Genomic DNA, 15368 nt, shown 5'->3' with positions numbered 1-15368 from the left:
GCCTCCGACGGACCGGCAGCGCCACGCGCTGATTCCCGACCTCGGCTCCCGGTCCCGGAGCCAGGAGGCCCACGTCTGCGGCCAGCAGTGCGAGGCAACTGTTCGTTCGAGCATGCGCTCGGCTACGGACCGGGTCAACGATCCGATGTGGCTAGTCACCCCGTCGCGGAGCCGGGGGGGTTCGGCACGTGGCGGCCCAGCGCGACCGCGCGGCCGGTGCGAAGCCGCGTCTCAGCCGCGGTACGGCGGAGCGACGCCCCATCCCCAGCGCGGCACCGGTGCCTCCTGGACGGGCCGGGCGCCCGGTTGGGAGTTGGTCACGGCCAGCCGGGTGCCCCACTCCAGGTAGCCGAGGAAGGCGGCACGGAACTCCGGGTCGGCCGGGAGCCCGACCTCGTCCGCCGCGTCGCACAGCAGGGCGACCCACCGCCGGCGCTGCGGCTCGGTGATCGACCTGCCGAGGTGGTGGCCGAGCATCTGCGCGTACCCGCCGCGCTCCTCGGTGTAGCGGGCGGGGCCGCCGAAGACCTCRCCGAGCCACATAGCGACGTACCGCGGGTGACCCTCGTCCATGTGCGCGAACAGCGGCCCGATCAGGTCGTCGCGCAGCACCGTGGCGTAGAACGCCGCGGTCAGCTCCTCGAGCGCCGGCGCCCCACCGGCCCAGTCGTACAGCGACGGGACGGAGGCGCCGGTCCCGTGGACGCCGGTCCTCTCGTAGTGGCGCATCTCCTCGATGTCGGCGACGTAGCCCTCGATCTCGGCGAGGAAGTCGCCGAAGAGCCCGCCCCCGCGGAAGCCCTCCACGTGGTCCGGCACCGAGGTCCACTCGATCCGCAGGACGTAGCCGGACGGCTCCTCCACACCGCGGGTCAGCTCGAACCCGACGCACTGCGGGGCCCGCGAGAGCACCTGCGCGGCCCGTGCGTACGCGGCCTCGAAGCCGGCGCGACGGTCCTGCTCGATCCGGTACCGGATGTACTCGACGACCATCGGCCTGCCCTCCCCGCACTCCACGGACGCTCGTTGATTACATGCTTACACAACTCGTCAAGGCCCTTGCCCGGCGCGAGAGGACGTTCGGCACTACGCGCTGCCCATCGGGCGCTGCGACGCTGGAGCGGCGACGAGGACGAGGAGGGTGACGCGATGACCGGGCTGCTGATGACCGGGTTCCCCGGCTTCCTGGGCTCGGCCCTGCTGGGTCGGCTGCTGGCCCGGCGACCCGATGCGCAGGCGGTCTGCCTCGTCCAGGCCCGGCACATGGCCGTGGCCCACGAGAGGCTCACCGGGATCGAGGCCACCGAGCCGCACGTGGCGGGCCGGGTCCGGCTCGTCGTCGGCGACATCACGGCCCCGGGACTCGGCCTCACACCGCCGGACAGAGCCATGCTCGAGGACGTCACCGAGGTGTGGCACCTCGCGGCCGTCTACGACCTCGCGGTGGGCGAGGAGGTGGCCCGCCGGGTGAACGTCGACGGCACCGAACGGGTGCTCGAGCTGTGCAGCGGTCTGCCCGCGCTCGAGCGGCTCCACCACGTCAGCACCTGCTACGTGAGCGGGCGCCACGACGGCGAGTTCCGCGAGGACGACCTGGAGGTCGGCCAGGAGTTCCGCAACCACTACGAGTCGACGAAGTACGAGGCCGAGCGGCTGGTGCGCCGGGCGATGGACTCGGGGCTGCCGGCGACGGTCTACCGACCCGGCATCGTGGTGGGCGACTCCCGCACCGGGGAGACCCAGAAGTACGACGGCCCCTACTTCCTGGCCACCTTCCTGCGCCGCCAGCTGCCGCTCGCCGTCGTCCCGGCCGTCGGCGACCCGGACCGGGTGCGCTTCTGCCTCGCGCCCCGCGACTTCGTCGTCGAGGCCATGGATCGGCTGTCGGTGCTGGACGTGTCGCGGGGCCGGACCTACGCGCTCACCGACCCGGAGCCGCCGACCGTGCGCGAGCTCGTCGACGCGGTCGCCGGACGCCTGGGCCGACGGGTGGTCTGGGTGCCTGTGCCGCTGTCGCTGACCCGGGCGGCGGTCTCGCTGCCGCTGGTGGAGCGGCTGATGGGCCTGCCGGTGGAGGCGCTCGACTACTTCGCCTCCCCCACCACCTACGACACCACCCACGCGACCACCGACCTCGCCGGCACGGGCGTGGTCTGCCCGCGCTTCGCGGACTACTCCGCCCGGCTCCTCGACTACATGGTCGAGCACCCCGAGCTCGACTCCGCGGCGATGGCCTGATGAGACGGGCACGAGAGGACGCGACATGACACTCGGGACGCCGGTGGTCGTCAACGTCAGCCTGATGGGCCCGGAGTGGGACCACGACACCCGGGTCACCTTCCTCGGGACGACCTTCAGGATCGTGCGCCGCGGCACGGCCGGCGACGTGGACACCGCGTGCGACCTCGTCCGCGAGTGGGCACCCAGGGCGTCCGCCCTCGCCGTCACCGGCGTCCGTGAGGCGCAGGCCGTCCACCCGTACGGCGGCGAGCTCCGGGCCCGCCGACGCATCATGACGGAGGCCGGCTCCACCCCGGCCACCGACGGGGCCGACCTCCTCGGGGTCCTGCAGGAGTGGGCGGTACGCCGCGTCGAGACCGAGATGCCGGGCTACTTCACCAACGCCCGGACGGTGGTGCTCGGGGGACGACACCACGACCGGACGACCCGGATCCTGCGCGAGCACACCGAGAACATCCGGTACGCCGACCTGTTGCCCCGCCCCGGCCTGCCCGGCCCGCTGTCCGACCTGCTGCCCGACCCCCTGCACGTCGTCCGGGCCGTGGGCCTCGCGGCCGACGCCGTCGGCGACGCGACCACCCTGTCCCTGCGGCTGGTCCCCGACGGGGTGCGGTCCCAGCTCACCGCCCCCGGCCACCTGGCCGCACGCGCCCTGGCCCGGCGGGCGGCCCGCGACTGCGACGTCCTCGTCGCGACGTACGACGAGCTGAACGGCTTCGGGCTCGAGGACCTCGCGGGGAAGACCCTCATCACCACCTCGATCTCGCCGGAGCGACTGGTCGACCTCGGCGATCGCGGCGTCGACCTGGTCGTCGACGTGACGCCGCAGCCCTTCGACGACGTCACCGTCAACGCGGCCACGCTGGAGGCCCTGATGACCGCGTCCGTGCACGAGGGCAGCACGCTCACCCACGACGACCTGCTGGACATGATCGTCGCCGCCGGGCTGGAGCCGCGGCTGCTCCGACCCAACGGACCGAGGCGCCGGAGCCGGTTCGCGTTCGTCATCCACCCGCTGTCGCAGGAGTACCTCCGCAACGTCGAGCCCCTGCGCACCGTCTCGCGCATCGCGCCCCGGCCCGTCATGGACCTGGTCGAGAAGGCCGTGGCCTACAGCCCGCCGTTCACCTACAGCCACGTCACCGGCATCACGTCACCGACCGGTGCGGAGGCCGAGGGCTGGCTCATCAGCGTCGGCGGGACCCCGCACGAGATGATGGCCCACAGCCCCGAGTTCACCTACCGACGACTCCTGGCCGCGGCCGAGACGGCCCGCAAGCTCGGCGCGCAGATCATGGGGCTGGGTGCCTTCACCAAGGTCGTCGGCGACGCCGGGGTGACCGTCGCCCGGCAGGCRCCGCTGCCGGTGACGACCGGCAACAGCTACAGCGCCTCGGGTGCACTGTGGGCCGCACACGACGCGCTGCGCCGGCTCGGCCTGGCCGAGGTCGACGCCGACGGGGCGCTGCGGGGCAACGCGATGGTCGTGGGGGCCACCGGCGCCATCGGGTCGGTCTGTGCCCGGCTCCTGGCGGTCGCCGAGGCCCGGCTGTGGCTGGTCTCGCCGGAGTCCGCGAAGCTGCTGGCCCTCAAGGAGCTCATCGAGCAGGAGCACCCCGGTGTCGAGGTGCACATCGCGGCCACGCCCGACGAGGCGCTGCCCGAGATGGACCTCATCGTCACGGCCACGTCGGGGGCCGGCAAGCGGGTCCTCGACATCATGGCCGTCAAGCCCGGCTGCGTGATCACCGACGTCGCCCGGCCCCTCGACCTGTCCGCCGAGGACGTCGCGAAGCGACCCGACGTGCTGGTGATCGAGTCCGGCGAGATCGAGCTGCCCGGCGACGTGCAGATGCGCGACATCGGCCTGCCGAAGAACGTCGCGTACGCGTGTCTCGCGGAGACGGTCGTCCTGGCCCTGGAGGGACGGTTCGAGAGCTTCACCGTGGGCCGCAACATCGAGTGGGAGAAGGTCAAGGAGATCTACCGGCTCGGGCTCGTGCACGGCATGAGGCTGGCCACGATCTCCGGCGTCAACGGCGTCCACACCGCCGAGGACATCGCTCGCACCCGCGCGCTCGCCCTGGCGGCCAAGGAGGCCGGGGAGCCGGGACGCACCCCCAGCACGGGGACGTCGCCGTGACCGCCGGGACCCGACGCACCATGGGCGGCGCCGACGCCATGTGGCTGCACGCCGACCGGCCCAACCACCTGATGGTCATCGACGGGATCATGTGGACCGAGCAACCGCTGGACTGGACGCGTCTGCGGCACACCGTCCAGGAACGACTCGTCGACGCCTACCCCGTCTTCCACCAGCGGCCCGTCGAGGCCGCCCACCTGTGGGAGCTACCGGGCTGGGAGGACGACCCAGACTTCGTCCTGTCCCACCACCTGCACCGCGCCAGGCTGCGCAAGCCGGGGGGCGACGCGCAGCTGCGGGCCTTCATCGAGAAGAAGGTCAGCCGACCGCTCGATCGCAGCCGACCGTTGTGGGAGGCCTGGCTGATCGACGGGTACGGCGAGGGCTCGGTCCTCTTCTCGCGGTTGCACCACGCGATGGCCGACGGCATGGCGCTGGCCCAGGTCATGCTGACCCTCACCGACCCCTCCCCCGACGGCCGGGACGCGTACGACGACTCCGGCCCCCCGCCCCCCGGGCGCCGCACCGTCACCTCGACGGCCACCGGCCTGCTGCGCAGCACGCTGAGCCTGCCGACCGTCCCGGCCACGGCGCTCAAGGGCGTGGCCGTCACGCGCAAGCTGCTGCTCGACGTGCTGCCCCGCACCCTGCTCAGCCACGAGCCCGGCGTCGAGAAGCGGGTGACCTGGTCACCGCCCCACCCGCTCGCCGACGTCAAGACCATCGGCAGTCGGACCGGGAGCACCGTCAACGACGTGCTCATCGCCGCGCTCTCCGGCGCGTTGACCCGCTACCTCTCGACCTTCGGCGAGGCGGTGGAGCACCTGACGACGATGGTGCCGGTCAACATCCGACCCCMGGGAGCCCCGCTGCCCCGCGAGCTCGGCAACAAGTTCGCCCTGGTCATGCTCCACCTGCCCACGGCCGAGATGGCCCCCCTGGCGCGGCTCGCCGAGGTGCACCGGCGGATGGAGCACATCAAGGACTCGCCGGAGGTCTTCCTCACCTCGGCCATGGCCGAGGGCATCGGTCACCTGCACGTCGTCGACACCCCGCTGGTCGACTTCTTCGCGGGCAAGGCGATCGGGGTCACCACCAACGTGGCCGGCCCGCGGGAGCCGCGCTACCTCGCCGGCGTCGGGGTCACCGGCGTGCTCGGGTGGGTGCCGGGCTCGGGCGGGCAGACGCTGGGCGTGTGCATCTTCAGCTATGCCGACACGGTCCGGGTCGGGTTCAAGGTCGATGCCGCCACGGTGTCGGCCCCGGAGAAGCTCGTCGCGTTCTTCGAGGCCGAGCTGGACGCGCTGTGGGAGGCGTCGGCCGGGTCGTGAGGCGGGCCGGTCCTCAGCGGCGCGGCAGCAGGATCTCGAGCTGGTCCACGGTGGCGTCGCCGGTGTAGCGCCCCCCGAGCACCTCGGTGAGCGTCCGCGCCACGTCGGCGTTGGTCCGCACCTCGGCGGCGAGGGCAAGGGTGCCCGACACGKCGGCGTACGGGCCGGGCGAGCCGGAGCTCACGGTGACCCGGACGTGCTCGTCCTGGCCGGCGAAGCGGATCATCACCGGGCCGCTGCCCGACTCGCGCACGTCGCGCAGCACGCTGTCGAGGAGCTGCTCGACGGGACCGGGGGTCAGCAGCAGCTCGGGCCCGCTGTCGACGAACGCCTTGACCTCGCGGGACTCCGGCAGCTGACCGCGCCACCGCTGGGCGATGTGCGAGCCCAGCGCGAGCAGGCTGACCTCGGCGCCCTCGACGAGGGCGCGACCGCGGGCGAGCTCGAGCAGCTCGGCGATCGTGCAGTCGAGGCGCTCGACGTCGGACAGGCACCGTGCCGTCGTACGCCGCACGTCGGCGTCGAGGTCGCCGCGCAGCGTGAGCTCCTCGAGCTCGAGCCGCATCCCGGTCAGCGGGGTGCGCAGCACGTGCGAGGCGTGGTGGAAGAAGTCGCGGTCGCGGCGCAGGGACTTCTGCAGCCGCAGCGAGCTGGCACGCAGCGAGTCGGAGATCGACACGACCTCGGGGATGCGCGAGCGGGGCGCCTCGATGTCGAAGCGACCGCGACCGAGGGCGGCGGCCGACTCGGCGAGGTCGCGGAACGGGCGCGAGAAGGCGGAGGCGAGGGCGAGGCCGAGGATCCCGGCCAGCACGACCAGTCCCGCCAGCAGCGCGTAGAGGGGCCCGCGGGCCTTGGCCACGATCTCGTCGGCGACGGTGGCGTCCTGGACGAGGGTGACGGTGGCACCGCCGACGGTGCGCGAGGCGGTGATGTCGGCGGCCGCGGCGTCGTACCCGGCACCGTCGACGACCAGGTCGTCGAGACCGGCGCGCTCCACGACCAGCCGGACGTGTGGGGCCGCGACCCCGGCCAGGGCGGCGGCGTCGACCGACGCGCCGGACTGCTCGAGCCCGTCGACCAGGTGGCCGACCACGAGCGCCTGCTGGTGCAGGTCGTCGGCCTCCGTCGAGTGGACGATGTCCCCGAGGGTCAACGCACGGACCAGCCCGGCGACGACGACGATCACCAGTGCGAGGCCCACGAAGGCGAGAGCGAGCCTCTCACGCACGGGTCAGTCCCCACCCTCGAGCCGGAAGCCCACGCCACGGATGGCGATGACCCGGTCCGACGACCCGGCCTCCTCCAGCTTGTTGCGCAGCCGGCCGATCGTGACGTCGAGCGTCTTCGTCGAGCCGAACCAGTTCTCGTCCCACACCTCGCTCATCAGCTGCTCACGCGGCACGACCTTGTCGCGGTGTGCGGCGAGCAGGGCGAGGACGTCGAACTCCTTGGCGGTCAGCGCCACCTCGGCGTCGGCCAGCATGACGCGGCGGGCGTCGGTGTCGATGCGGAGCGCCGACGGGTCGACGGCCGTCTCCTCGCTCGGCACGGCGTTGGCCTGGCTGCGCCGCAGGAGCGCGCGGACGCGGGCCTGGAGCTCGGCGAGGCCGAAGGGCTTGGAGAGGTAGTCGTCGGCGCCGAAGTCGAGGCCGACCACGCGGTCGAGCTCGCCGGCGCGCGCGGTGACGATCATGATGCCGCCCTCGAAGCCGCCGTCGCGGGCGGCCCGGCACACGTCCAGCCCGTCCATGTCGGGCAGGCCGAGGTCGAGGATCATGATGTCGGCCGAGGCCGATGCGAGGTGGGCGAGGGCCTCACGGCCGCTGGGGACCCAGACGACGCCGTATCCCTCGCGCTCCAACGTGCGGACGAGCGGGAATGCGATGTCTTCTTCGTCCTCGACGACCAGAACCTGTGCCATGTCCGCGAGCATAGTTGCGACGGGCTCGTCGAGCTCGGCACTCTGCATGGCTGGCGTCCTCGGCCCCGAGGGGCTGTCGTCGTGGGCAACCGCTGCGAAGGTTGGATGGCCCGGCCGACGAAGGGGGTACGTCGACCGGGCAGTCCCAACCCACCACGGTTGTCTGGGTGTCGACCAGGTCGACAGGACAAACCTAGGATCGCGCCCGTCACGCCGGTCCCACCACGGGCCTACGCGGCCCACACATCTGCTCCACCGTTCGGTAACAGCCGTCAGGACCCCTCTCGACGGTCGGATCCGGGTCGTCCGCGCGACCCTCGACGGCGGTCCCGGGCGCTCAGGGCAGGAAGAGGTCGCCGTGCTCCTGCACCCGCTCGAGGACCTCCTCGAAGCGGAACTGGTCCAGACCGAGCGGGTCCTCYGCGCCCGCCTCCACCTCGTCCCAGGTCACCGGGGTGGCGACCGTGGGCAGCGCGCGACCGCGCAGGGAGTACGGCGAGATGGTGGTCTTGGACCCGGAGTTCTGGGACCAGTCGAGGAAGACCTTGCCGGGCCGCTTGGCCTTGGTCATGGCCGCGGTCACCAGCGTCGGGTGGGCGCCCTGGAGCTCCTCCGCCACCTCCTTGGCGAGCCCGGTCGTGCCGTCGCTGTCCGGGCCCCCGCTGCCCTGCGGCAGGGCGGCGTACAGGTGGAGGCCCTTGCTGCCGCTGGTGACCGGGCTGCACGCCAGGTCGCGCTCGGCCAGGGCGTCGCGCACCAGCAGCGCCACGCGGCAGCACTCGTGCAGGCTCGCCGGCTCGCCGGGGTCGAGGTCGATGACGAGCCGGTCCGGCCTGCGTGGGCGACCCGCCCTCGTCACCCGCCACTGGTGCACGTGCAGCTCGAGCGCGGCGAGGTTGGCCAGCCAGGTGAGCGTGGCCAGGTCGTCGCAGATCGGGAAGTCGAGGGTGTCCCGGTCGCTCTCCACCCCGGCTCGACGGGCCCGGCTGCCCGTCGTCGGCACGCTGGCCGTGCGCACCCACGACGGGGTGCCGGCCGGCTTGTTCTTCTCGAAGAAGCTGTTGCCCTCGACGCCGTGGGGCCAGCGGATGCGGGTCACCGCGCGGTCGCGCAGGTGCGGGAGGAGCACGCCCGACACGGTGGCGTAGTAGTTGAGCACCTCGCCCTTGGTGGTGCCGGTGCGCGGGTAGAGCACCTTGTCGAGGTTGCTTATCGACAGGGTGCGGCCCTCGACGTCGACCTGGAGCTCGGTCACGCCAGGTCCTCCGGCGACAGGTCGCTGCGGACCCCCCGGTACGACGGCTGGCGCAGGCGCCTGCCCGGCGTGCGGCTGTGGGTGTCGACGTCGACGACCACGCGGGGCTCGACCCAGTGCGTGCCCGTGGCGTCCACGCGCGGCACCTCGTCGGCGAAGGCGCTGTCGTCGCGTGCCGACCCGGCGAGCAGCTCGGTCAGCAGCCGACTGGCGGCGCCGCCGATGCCGCTGCCGACCCGGCCGCGGTACATCAGGCCCTCCGGTGTCTGCTCCCCGACGAGCAGCGCGGCCAGCCGGTCGCTGGTGCCCTCCTGCGGACGCCAGCCGGCCACGACGTAGGAGAACCGGTGCCGGTGCGCGAGCCTGACCCAGTGGGCGCTGCGCGCGCCGAACGTGTAGCGCGACGACAGCCGTTTGCTCACCACCCCCTCGAGCCCCTGCTGCCGGGTGGCGTCGAGGAGCATCGCGCCGTCGTCGTACGACTCGGGCACCTGCCACGTGCCCGAGAGCCCCAGTCCCGTGAGGAGCTCGCGGCGCTCGGACAGCGGCCGGTCGGTGAGGTCGTCACCGTCGAGACGCAGCAGGTCGAAGACCATGTACGTCGCGGGGATGCGGTCGGCGAGCCGGGCCGCGGTGGTCGCGGAGCGGACGTGCATGCGCTCCTGGATGACGGAGAAGTCGGGCAGGCCCTCGGCGTTGAGGCCGATCACCTCCCCGTCCACGAGAAGGTCGCGGTCGCCGAGCGGGCTGTCGTGGACGTCCGGCCACGCGATGGACGCATCGTTGCCGTTGCGGGTGAAGAGCCTGGCCCTCCCGTCGTCGCCGGCGCGCACGTCGGCGAGGATCCGTACGCCGTCCCACTTGACCTCGTGCGACCAGCCCTCTCCCGTCGGCAGGTGGTCCGCCTTGGTGGCGAGCATCGGGCGCGGCGCGGGAGCCATGGCCGCAGTGTGCCACCCGGAGGGACGGGCCGGACCGCCCGCACAGGTGACGGCGGGGCTGTCACCCCTGATACTGGTGGGACTGCACGTCGACGAGAGGTGGTCCCATGCGCGCGATCTGGAAGGGCGCCGTGTCGTTCGGCCTGGTGAGCGTGCCGGTCAAGCTGTACGCCGCGACCGAGTCCCACGACGTGTCCTTCCGGCAGGTGCACGCCAAGGACGGCGGGCGCATCAAGTACCAGCGCGTCTGCTCCCTCGACGGCGAGGAGGTGCCCTACTCCGACATCGCCAAGGGCTACGAGACCGAGGACGGCGAGATGGTCATCCTCAGCGACGACGACATGGCCGAGCTGCCGGCCACCTCGTCGCGCGAGATCGCGGTCGAGAAGTTCGTGCCCAGCGACCAGATCGACCCGATGCTCTTCGAGAAGTCCTACTACCTCGAGCCGGAGAAGTCCGGGGCCAAGCCCTACGCCCTGCTCCGCCAGGCCCTCAAGGACGCCGACCGGATGGCCGTGGTCACCGTGGCACTGCGCCAGCGGACCTCCGTGGCGGTGCTGCGGGTGCGCCAGACCGACACCGGCGACGTGATCGTGCTGCAGACCATGATGTGGCCCGACGAGGTCCGGGTGCCCGACTTCGACGTGGAGGTCGGCGACGTCAAGGACGCCGAGGTCAAGATGGCCCACATGCTCGTCGAGACCCTGGCCGGCGACTTCGACGCCTCCGAGTTCGAGGACGACTACGCCGGCGCGGTCGAGGCGCTGGTCAAGGCCAAGATCGAGGGCGGGGAGGTCAAGCGCACCGAGACCTCGACCAAGACCTCCGGCGAGGTGGTCGACCTGCTCGCCGCACTGCAGAAGTCGGTCGCGGCCGCCAAGACCGCCCGCGGCGAGGCGCCCGTCGAGGACTCGTCCGACGACGGCTCCGACAGCTCCGACGAGGACGCAGCGCCCGCGAGGAAGGCGTCTGCCCGGAAGGCTCCGGCCAAGAAGGCGGCGGCGAAGAAGGCCCCCGCCAAGAAGACGGCAGCCAAGAAGACACCGGCGAAGAGGGCCGCGGCCAAGAAGGCCAGCTAGCCGCGCCCACGAACCGCGCAGTGGCGCTGCCACCGCCGGACGGGACCACCGGCCGCTCCTTCGGGCTCAGGCCCTCAGGATGCGCTCGTACGCGTGAAGCGTCGCGTGTCCGCCGGGGTCTCTCCCCGGGCCGCCGCGGAGTCGGGCATCCGCCGCGACATCTCGGCGGCCAGGAAGTCCGACAGTCGCGGCGCCACCAGGTTGAGCACCTCGACGCACCGGCCGATGGCCCCGTCGACGGTGATCGGGCGGTCCTCCAGGGCGCGGACGATGCGCTCGGCGCAGTGCTCGGGCGACTCGGCCCGGCGACCGTCGTACGCGTCGGTGGGGCCGATCATCGGCGTGCGCACCAGGGCGACGCGCATGTTGGTGCAGGTGACGTTGTCGAAGTACGCCTCGCGACCCATGATCCGGCCGAACACGTCGAGCGCGCTCTTGGCCGCGATGTACGCCGCGAACTTGGGCGCCTTGACCTGGTTGCCCCAGGTGACGACGTTGAGCACGTGCCCGAAGCGCTGCGCCCGCATGGCCGGCAGCAGCCCCATGGTCAGCCGGACCGGGCCGAAGTAGTTGACCGCCATCATCCGCTCGAAGTCGTGGAAGCGGTCGTGGGACAGCTCCAGCGACCGTCGGATCGAGCGGCCGGCATTGTTGACGAGGTAGTCGACGGCACTGTGCTGCTCCAGCACCCGCTCCACGAGCGCGTCGATCGCCGCGCCGTCGGTGAGGTCCACGACGTACGCCGTGGCGCGACCGCCGTCGGCCACGATCGCTGCCCGCACCCGGTCGAGCTCGTCGGCACGGCGGGCGATGAGCAGCACGTGCGCCCCGCGCCCGGCCGCGGCGTACGCCGTCGCCTCGCCGATGCCCGAGGACGCCCCGGTGATCATGACCGTTGCCCCGAAGAGCGGGCTCTCGCCACCGGTCAGGCGACGCGTCAGTCGGGCGATCCRGGCGCGCGGGGTCTGGAGGAGCAGGCTCACGGCGCCGACCCTAGACCGTGGGATCTGTCGGCCTGCTCGCCGCGGCTCCACCGCCATGAGGCGAGTCCCGGCGTCGTTCAACTGGCGGCGGACGACAGGCAGCTCACCGACCCACCCGTCGTACGCCGCCAGTTGCGCGTGTGCCGCAGCCGCACCGCCGCTCGGCCCGCCCAGGTGCCAGGAAGTGCCCGCTCGACCGCGACGCCCCCGGACCTTCACCAAGTGGCGGCAGACGACACGGCTTGCGTCGACCCACCCGTCGTACGCCGCCAGTTGCGCGTGTGCCGCCGCCGCACCGCCGCTCGGCGCACCCCAGGTGCCAGGAAGTGCCCGCTCGGCCCGCCCAGGTGCCAGGAAGTACCCGCTCGGCCAGCCCAAGTGCCAGGAAGTGCCCGCTCGACCGCGACGGCCCCGGACCTTCACCAAGTGGCGGCGGACGACATGGCTTGCGTCGACCCACCCGTCGTACGCCGCCAGTTGTGCGTGTGCCGCCGCCGCACCGCCGCTCGGCGCACCCCAGGTGCCAGGAAGTGCCCGCTCGGCCCGCCCAGGTGCCAGGAAGTGCCCGCTCGTCACATGTCGTCACATGTCGTTGCCGAGGAACATCAGGTCGCCACCGGTCACCTCGAGGGCGTCGACGCGCTCGCACGCCCCTGTCACGGAGTCGCAGTCGTGGACGAGGGTCGCGCTGCCGGACCGCGAGGCGACGAGGATCGACCCGTCGGTGTCGATCGTCCACTGCACCGCGTTGTCCTTCTCGGTGACCGACAGCTGGAGCGGCTCACCCGCACCCGTGGGCTCCAGGGTGCTCGACCACGCGAGCACGTGGGCCCCGTCGTGGGTGAGCTGGGAGTCGATGGCCCCGGGCACGAACGTGTAGTCGCGCTGGCCCACGCCCGGCTCGGGCTGCGGGAGGGCGCCGTCGTACAGCACGACACCGTTGCGGACGTCGGCGATCGACGTCCGGGGCCCTGCGAACGGGCGGGTGAAGTCGCCGTCGAGGTCCCAGACCTTGGTGCCGGTACCGTCGCGGAAGAACACCGCGCCGTCGTCGAAGGCATCGATGACCACGTCACAGCCCCCACAGACGACGTCGATCATGTCGACGAGCTCCCTGGTCTCGGTGTCGAGGACGAAGAGCCGGGGCCCGCCGTCGCTCAGGATGGCGACGGCGACCTCCGACGAGGTGGAGTCGGCCTTGGCCGTCGGATGCCAGTCCCGGGGTGCCTCCACCGCTCCCTCGATCATGGTGGTGTTCCCGTCGAGGTCCAGGAGCACCGGGCGACCGGCGTCGTAGTGGACGACGCCACCGGGCGTCGCGACCGCGTCGGTGTCGAGCCCCGCGACCTGGTCGACGGGCACAGTCCGCCCCCCGAAGTGCAGGACACCGCCGGGGTCGGCGTAGGCCCGCAGCCCGTCGGCGGGGGTGGTGACGACGGTCGGGTCGGTGGCCACCTGGCCCTCACCGGCCCGCGTGTCGGACGGACCCATCAGCTGGGAGACCGCCACACCGCCGACGACGAGCGTGGCAGCGATGACGCCGGCGACTGCGGCACGGCGACGGGTGCGGATCCGGCGACCGTCGCGCATCACGGCCACCAGGTCACCCGGGGGCGCCGACACCCGGTCGAGGCGGTCGGAGAGGGCGTCGCGCAGGTCGGTGCTCATGCGAGCTCTCCTTCGTCGAGTGCGTGGAGGGCCGCACCGGTGGTGCGGCGGAGGTTGCCGAGGGCGGCGGAGGCCTGGGACTTCACCGTCCCGCGGGAGCAGCCGAGGGTGGCGGCGATCTGCTCCTCGCTGAGGTCCTCGTAGTAGCGCAGCACGATCACGGCACGCTGGCGCGGCGGGAGCGCGGCGACGGCGTCCCACAGGGTGCTCCGGTCCACCACGCCGTCCTCCGCGGACGGTTGCGGCGGCGGCTCACCGACGTCGGCGTGCGGTCGCTCGCGACGCCACCACGCCGAGCGACGGGTGCCGAGCACCTCGTTGACCACCATCCGGCGCACGTAGGCGTCCGGGTGCTCGGCCGCGCAGACGCGGGACCACGCGGCGTACGCCTTGGCGAAGGCGGCCTGGCAGGCGTCCTCCGCCCCGGCGGGGTCACGCGTGATCGCGAGGGCCGTGCGGTACATCCGCGGCCAGGTCGCGGTGAAGTACACCGGGAAGTCCCGCTCGTGCGTCACGACGGCTCTCCCCCGGTCGATCGTCGTCGCCTCGGTCCCCGTGCTCTCCATGCCCCTTGGATGCCGACGGGGGGCGGCCGGGTTGCCCCGACCTCGGAGATTCCTGGTCGACCGGTCAGCGGCTGAGCAGCGACCGCACCACCCTCAGGCCCACCGAGAGCCGGGCCAGGTCGGCCTCGTCCCGGCAGATCTGCTCGAGCGTCGCGGCCGCGCGACCGATCAGCTCGGCGTCCGCGTCCTCCCACTCGGCCACCCGACCGGGCGCCGAGTCGTCGGCGTCCGTGGTCGACAGCACCGCAGCGGTGAGCTGCTGGTGCACGGCGTACAGGTCGTCGCGCAGCGTCGCCCGGGCCATCGTCTGCCACTTGTCCTCGCGCGGCAGCGCGAAGATCCGGTCGACCAGTGCCGGCAGTCCGAGCCGCTCGCCCAGCGCGAAGTGCACCCGGGCCACCTGGGCCGGTTCGAGCGACAGCTCCTCGGCGGTCTCGATGATGCCGAGCAGGGCGTAGGCCGGCGACAGCACGGCCACCCGCGTGGCGAGCTCCTCGGGTACTCCCTGGCCGGTGAGCCTGTCGCGGCGCGCCTCGAAGCCGTCGGCCTCGCGACCGCTCATGAGCCCGGGCAGCTCGGCCATCACGGCCTGCACCCGCTCGCGGAAGAACTCGACGGTCCCCTCGGAGTCGAGCGGCGGGCGGCGGTTGTTGATCAGCCAGCGTGAGGCCCGCTCGACGAGGGTGCGCATCTCGATGCGCATCCGGGTCTGCCGCTCGGCCGGGACCACGTTGTCGTACGACGCGATCTCCTGCCGCAGCGGCAGCGAGCCGAAGATCTCACGGGCCACGAAGTTGGCGCGGGTCAGGTCGGCCGGCGAGGCGCCGGTCTCCCCCGCCAGCCGCGGCCAGAACGTCATGCCGGCGCCGTTGACCAGGTCGTTGACCACCTGGGTGACGATGATCTGCCGGCGCAGCGGGTGGTGCTCCATGGCCGCGACGTGGTCGGCGTGCATCCGCTGCGGGAAGTAGGCGAGCAGGTCGTCTCGGAGGTACGGGTCGTCGGGCAGGTCGGAGGCAAGCAGCTCGTCGGCCAGCACGATCTTGGTCCACGCGAGCAGCACCGAGAGCTCGGGCACCGACAGCGCCTGGCCCCGGTCGAGGCGCCGGCGGACCTGCCTCGACGAGGGCAGCCCCTCGAGCTCACGGTTGAGCACGCCGCGCTGCTCGAGCTGCTTCATCCAGTCCTCGTGCACGTGCAGGAGCCCGCCCGAGTGCGCGCTGGCGTTGGCCAGCGC

Annotated in this window: 12 protein-coding genes and 1 pseudogene; 4 read left to right on the top strand and 9 right to left on the bottom strand. The window is 72.6% G+C overall.

The genetic code is table 11. The features are described 5' to 3' along the window. Positions 1–231 precede the first annotated feature (231 nt). The gene (locus AC1DQF_RS14225; protein ID WP_477525873.1) at positions 232–993 is read right to left on the bottom strand and encodes a globin domain-containing protein; all 762 of its coding nucleotides are present in this window, start codon (positions 991–993) and stop codon (positions 232–234) included. Positions 994–1149: 156 nt separating this feature from the next. Here AC1DQF_RS14225 and AC1DQF_RS14220 point away from each other — a divergent pair, with 156 nt between their 5' ends. From AC1DQF_RS14220 to AC1DQF_RS14210, 3 genes are read left to right on the top strand one after another with little or no spacing between them, the layout of a single operon-like run. Beyond that, positions 1150–2238: an SDR family oxidoreductase gene (locus AC1DQF_RS14220; protein ID WP_477525872.1), complete on the top strand. Its 1089-nt coding sequence runs from the start codon at positions 1150–1152 to the stop codon at positions 2236–2238. Positions 2239–2263: 25 nt separating this feature from the next. Continuing rightward, the gene (locus AC1DQF_RS14215; protein WP_477525871.1) at positions 2264–4384 is read left to right on the top strand and encodes a dehydrogenase; all 2121 of its coding nucleotides are present in this window, start codon (positions 2264–2266) and stop codon (positions 4382–4384) included. Next, positions 4381–5715: a wax ester/triacylglycerol synthase family O-acyltransferase gene (locus tag AC1DQF_RS14210; protein ID WP_477525870.1), complete on the top strand. Its 1335-nt coding sequence runs from the start codon at positions 4381–4383 to the stop codon at positions 5713–5715. Before AC1DQF_RS14215 ends, AC1DQF_RS14210 begins: the two co-directional genes overlap by 4 nt. Positions 5716–5728: 13 nt before the next feature. On the opposite strand, the gene AC1DQF_RS14205 is transcribed toward AC1DQF_RS14210, so the two are convergent. The 4 genes from AC1DQF_RS14205 to ligD (AC1DQF_RS14190) form a co-directional block, all read right to left on the bottom strand. Beyond that, the gene (locus AC1DQF_RS14205) at positions 5729–6946 is read right to left on the bottom strand and encodes a sensor histidine kinase (RefSeq protein WP_477525869.1); all 1218 of its coding nucleotides are present in this window, start codon (positions 6944–6946) and stop codon (positions 5729–5731) included. A gap of 3 nt (positions 6947–6949) precedes the next feature. After that, positions 6950–7639: a response regulator transcription factor gene (locus tag AC1DQF_RS14200; protein WP_477525868.1), complete on the bottom strand. Its 690-nt coding sequence runs from the start codon at positions 7637–7639 to the stop codon at positions 6950–6952. A 337-nt stretch (positions 7640–7976) separates the two neighbouring features. Then, on the bottom strand, positions 7977–8894 hold the full coding sequence (ligD, locus tag AC1DQF_RS14195) for a non-homologous end-joining DNA ligase (RefSeq protein ID WP_477525867.1): 918 nt from the start codon (positions 8892–8894) through the stop codon (positions 7977–7979). After that, entirely contained in the window at positions 8891–9835 is a 945-nt protein-coding gene (gene ligD / locus AC1DQF_RS14190) for a non-homologous end-joining DNA ligase (RefSeq protein ID WP_477525866.1), read from the bottom strand. Before ligD (AC1DQF_RS14190) ends, ligD (AC1DQF_RS14195) begins: the two co-directional genes overlap by 4 nt. Positions 9836–9942: 107 nt before the next feature. On the opposite strand from ligD (AC1DQF_RS14190), the gene ku reads away from it, so the two are divergent. Then, on the top strand, positions 9943–10914 hold the full coding sequence (ku, locus tag AC1DQF_RS14185; protein WP_477525865.1) for a non-homologous end joining protein Ku: 972 nt from the start codon (positions 9943–9945) through the stop codon (positions 10912–10914). 74 nt (positions 10915–10988) lie between these two features. Here the strand turns inward: ku and AC1DQF_RS14180 are convergent, their stop codons facing one another. From AC1DQF_RS14180 to AC1DQF_RS14165, 4 genes and pseudogenes are all read right to left on the bottom strand, one after another. Continuing rightward, the gene (locus AC1DQF_RS14180; RefSeq protein ID WP_477525864.1) at positions 10989–11897 is read right to left on the bottom strand and encodes an SDR family NAD(P)-dependent oxidoreductase; all 909 of its coding nucleotides are present in this window, start codon (positions 11895–11897) and stop codon (positions 10989–10991) included. A gap of 582 nt (positions 11898–12479) precedes the next feature. Beyond that, a complete protein-coding gene (locus AC1DQF_RS14175; RefSeq protein ID WP_477525863.1) occupies positions 12480–13565 on the bottom strand; it encodes a hypothetical protein in 1086 nt (361 codons plus the stop codon). After that, positions 13562–14131, bottom strand: a complete 570-nt coding sequence (locus AC1DQF_RS14170) for a SigE family RNA polymerase sigma factor (RefSeq protein ID WP_477525862.1) — start codon at positions 14129–14131, stop codon at positions 13562–13564. The genes AC1DQF_RS14175 and AC1DQF_RS14170 overlap by 4 nt, the downstream gene beginning before the upstream one ends. Before the next feature lie 64 nt (positions 14132–14195). Further along, positions 14196–15368: pseudogene (locus tag AC1DQF_RS14165) on the bottom strand (NAD-glutamate dehydrogenase); the annotation flags it as partial.

The organism is Nocardioides sp. P4_G4, assembly GCF_056401085.1.
The sequence above is the reverse complement of the archived record's forward strand: the minus strand, read 5'-3'. Positions and strand labels throughout refer to the sequence as shown.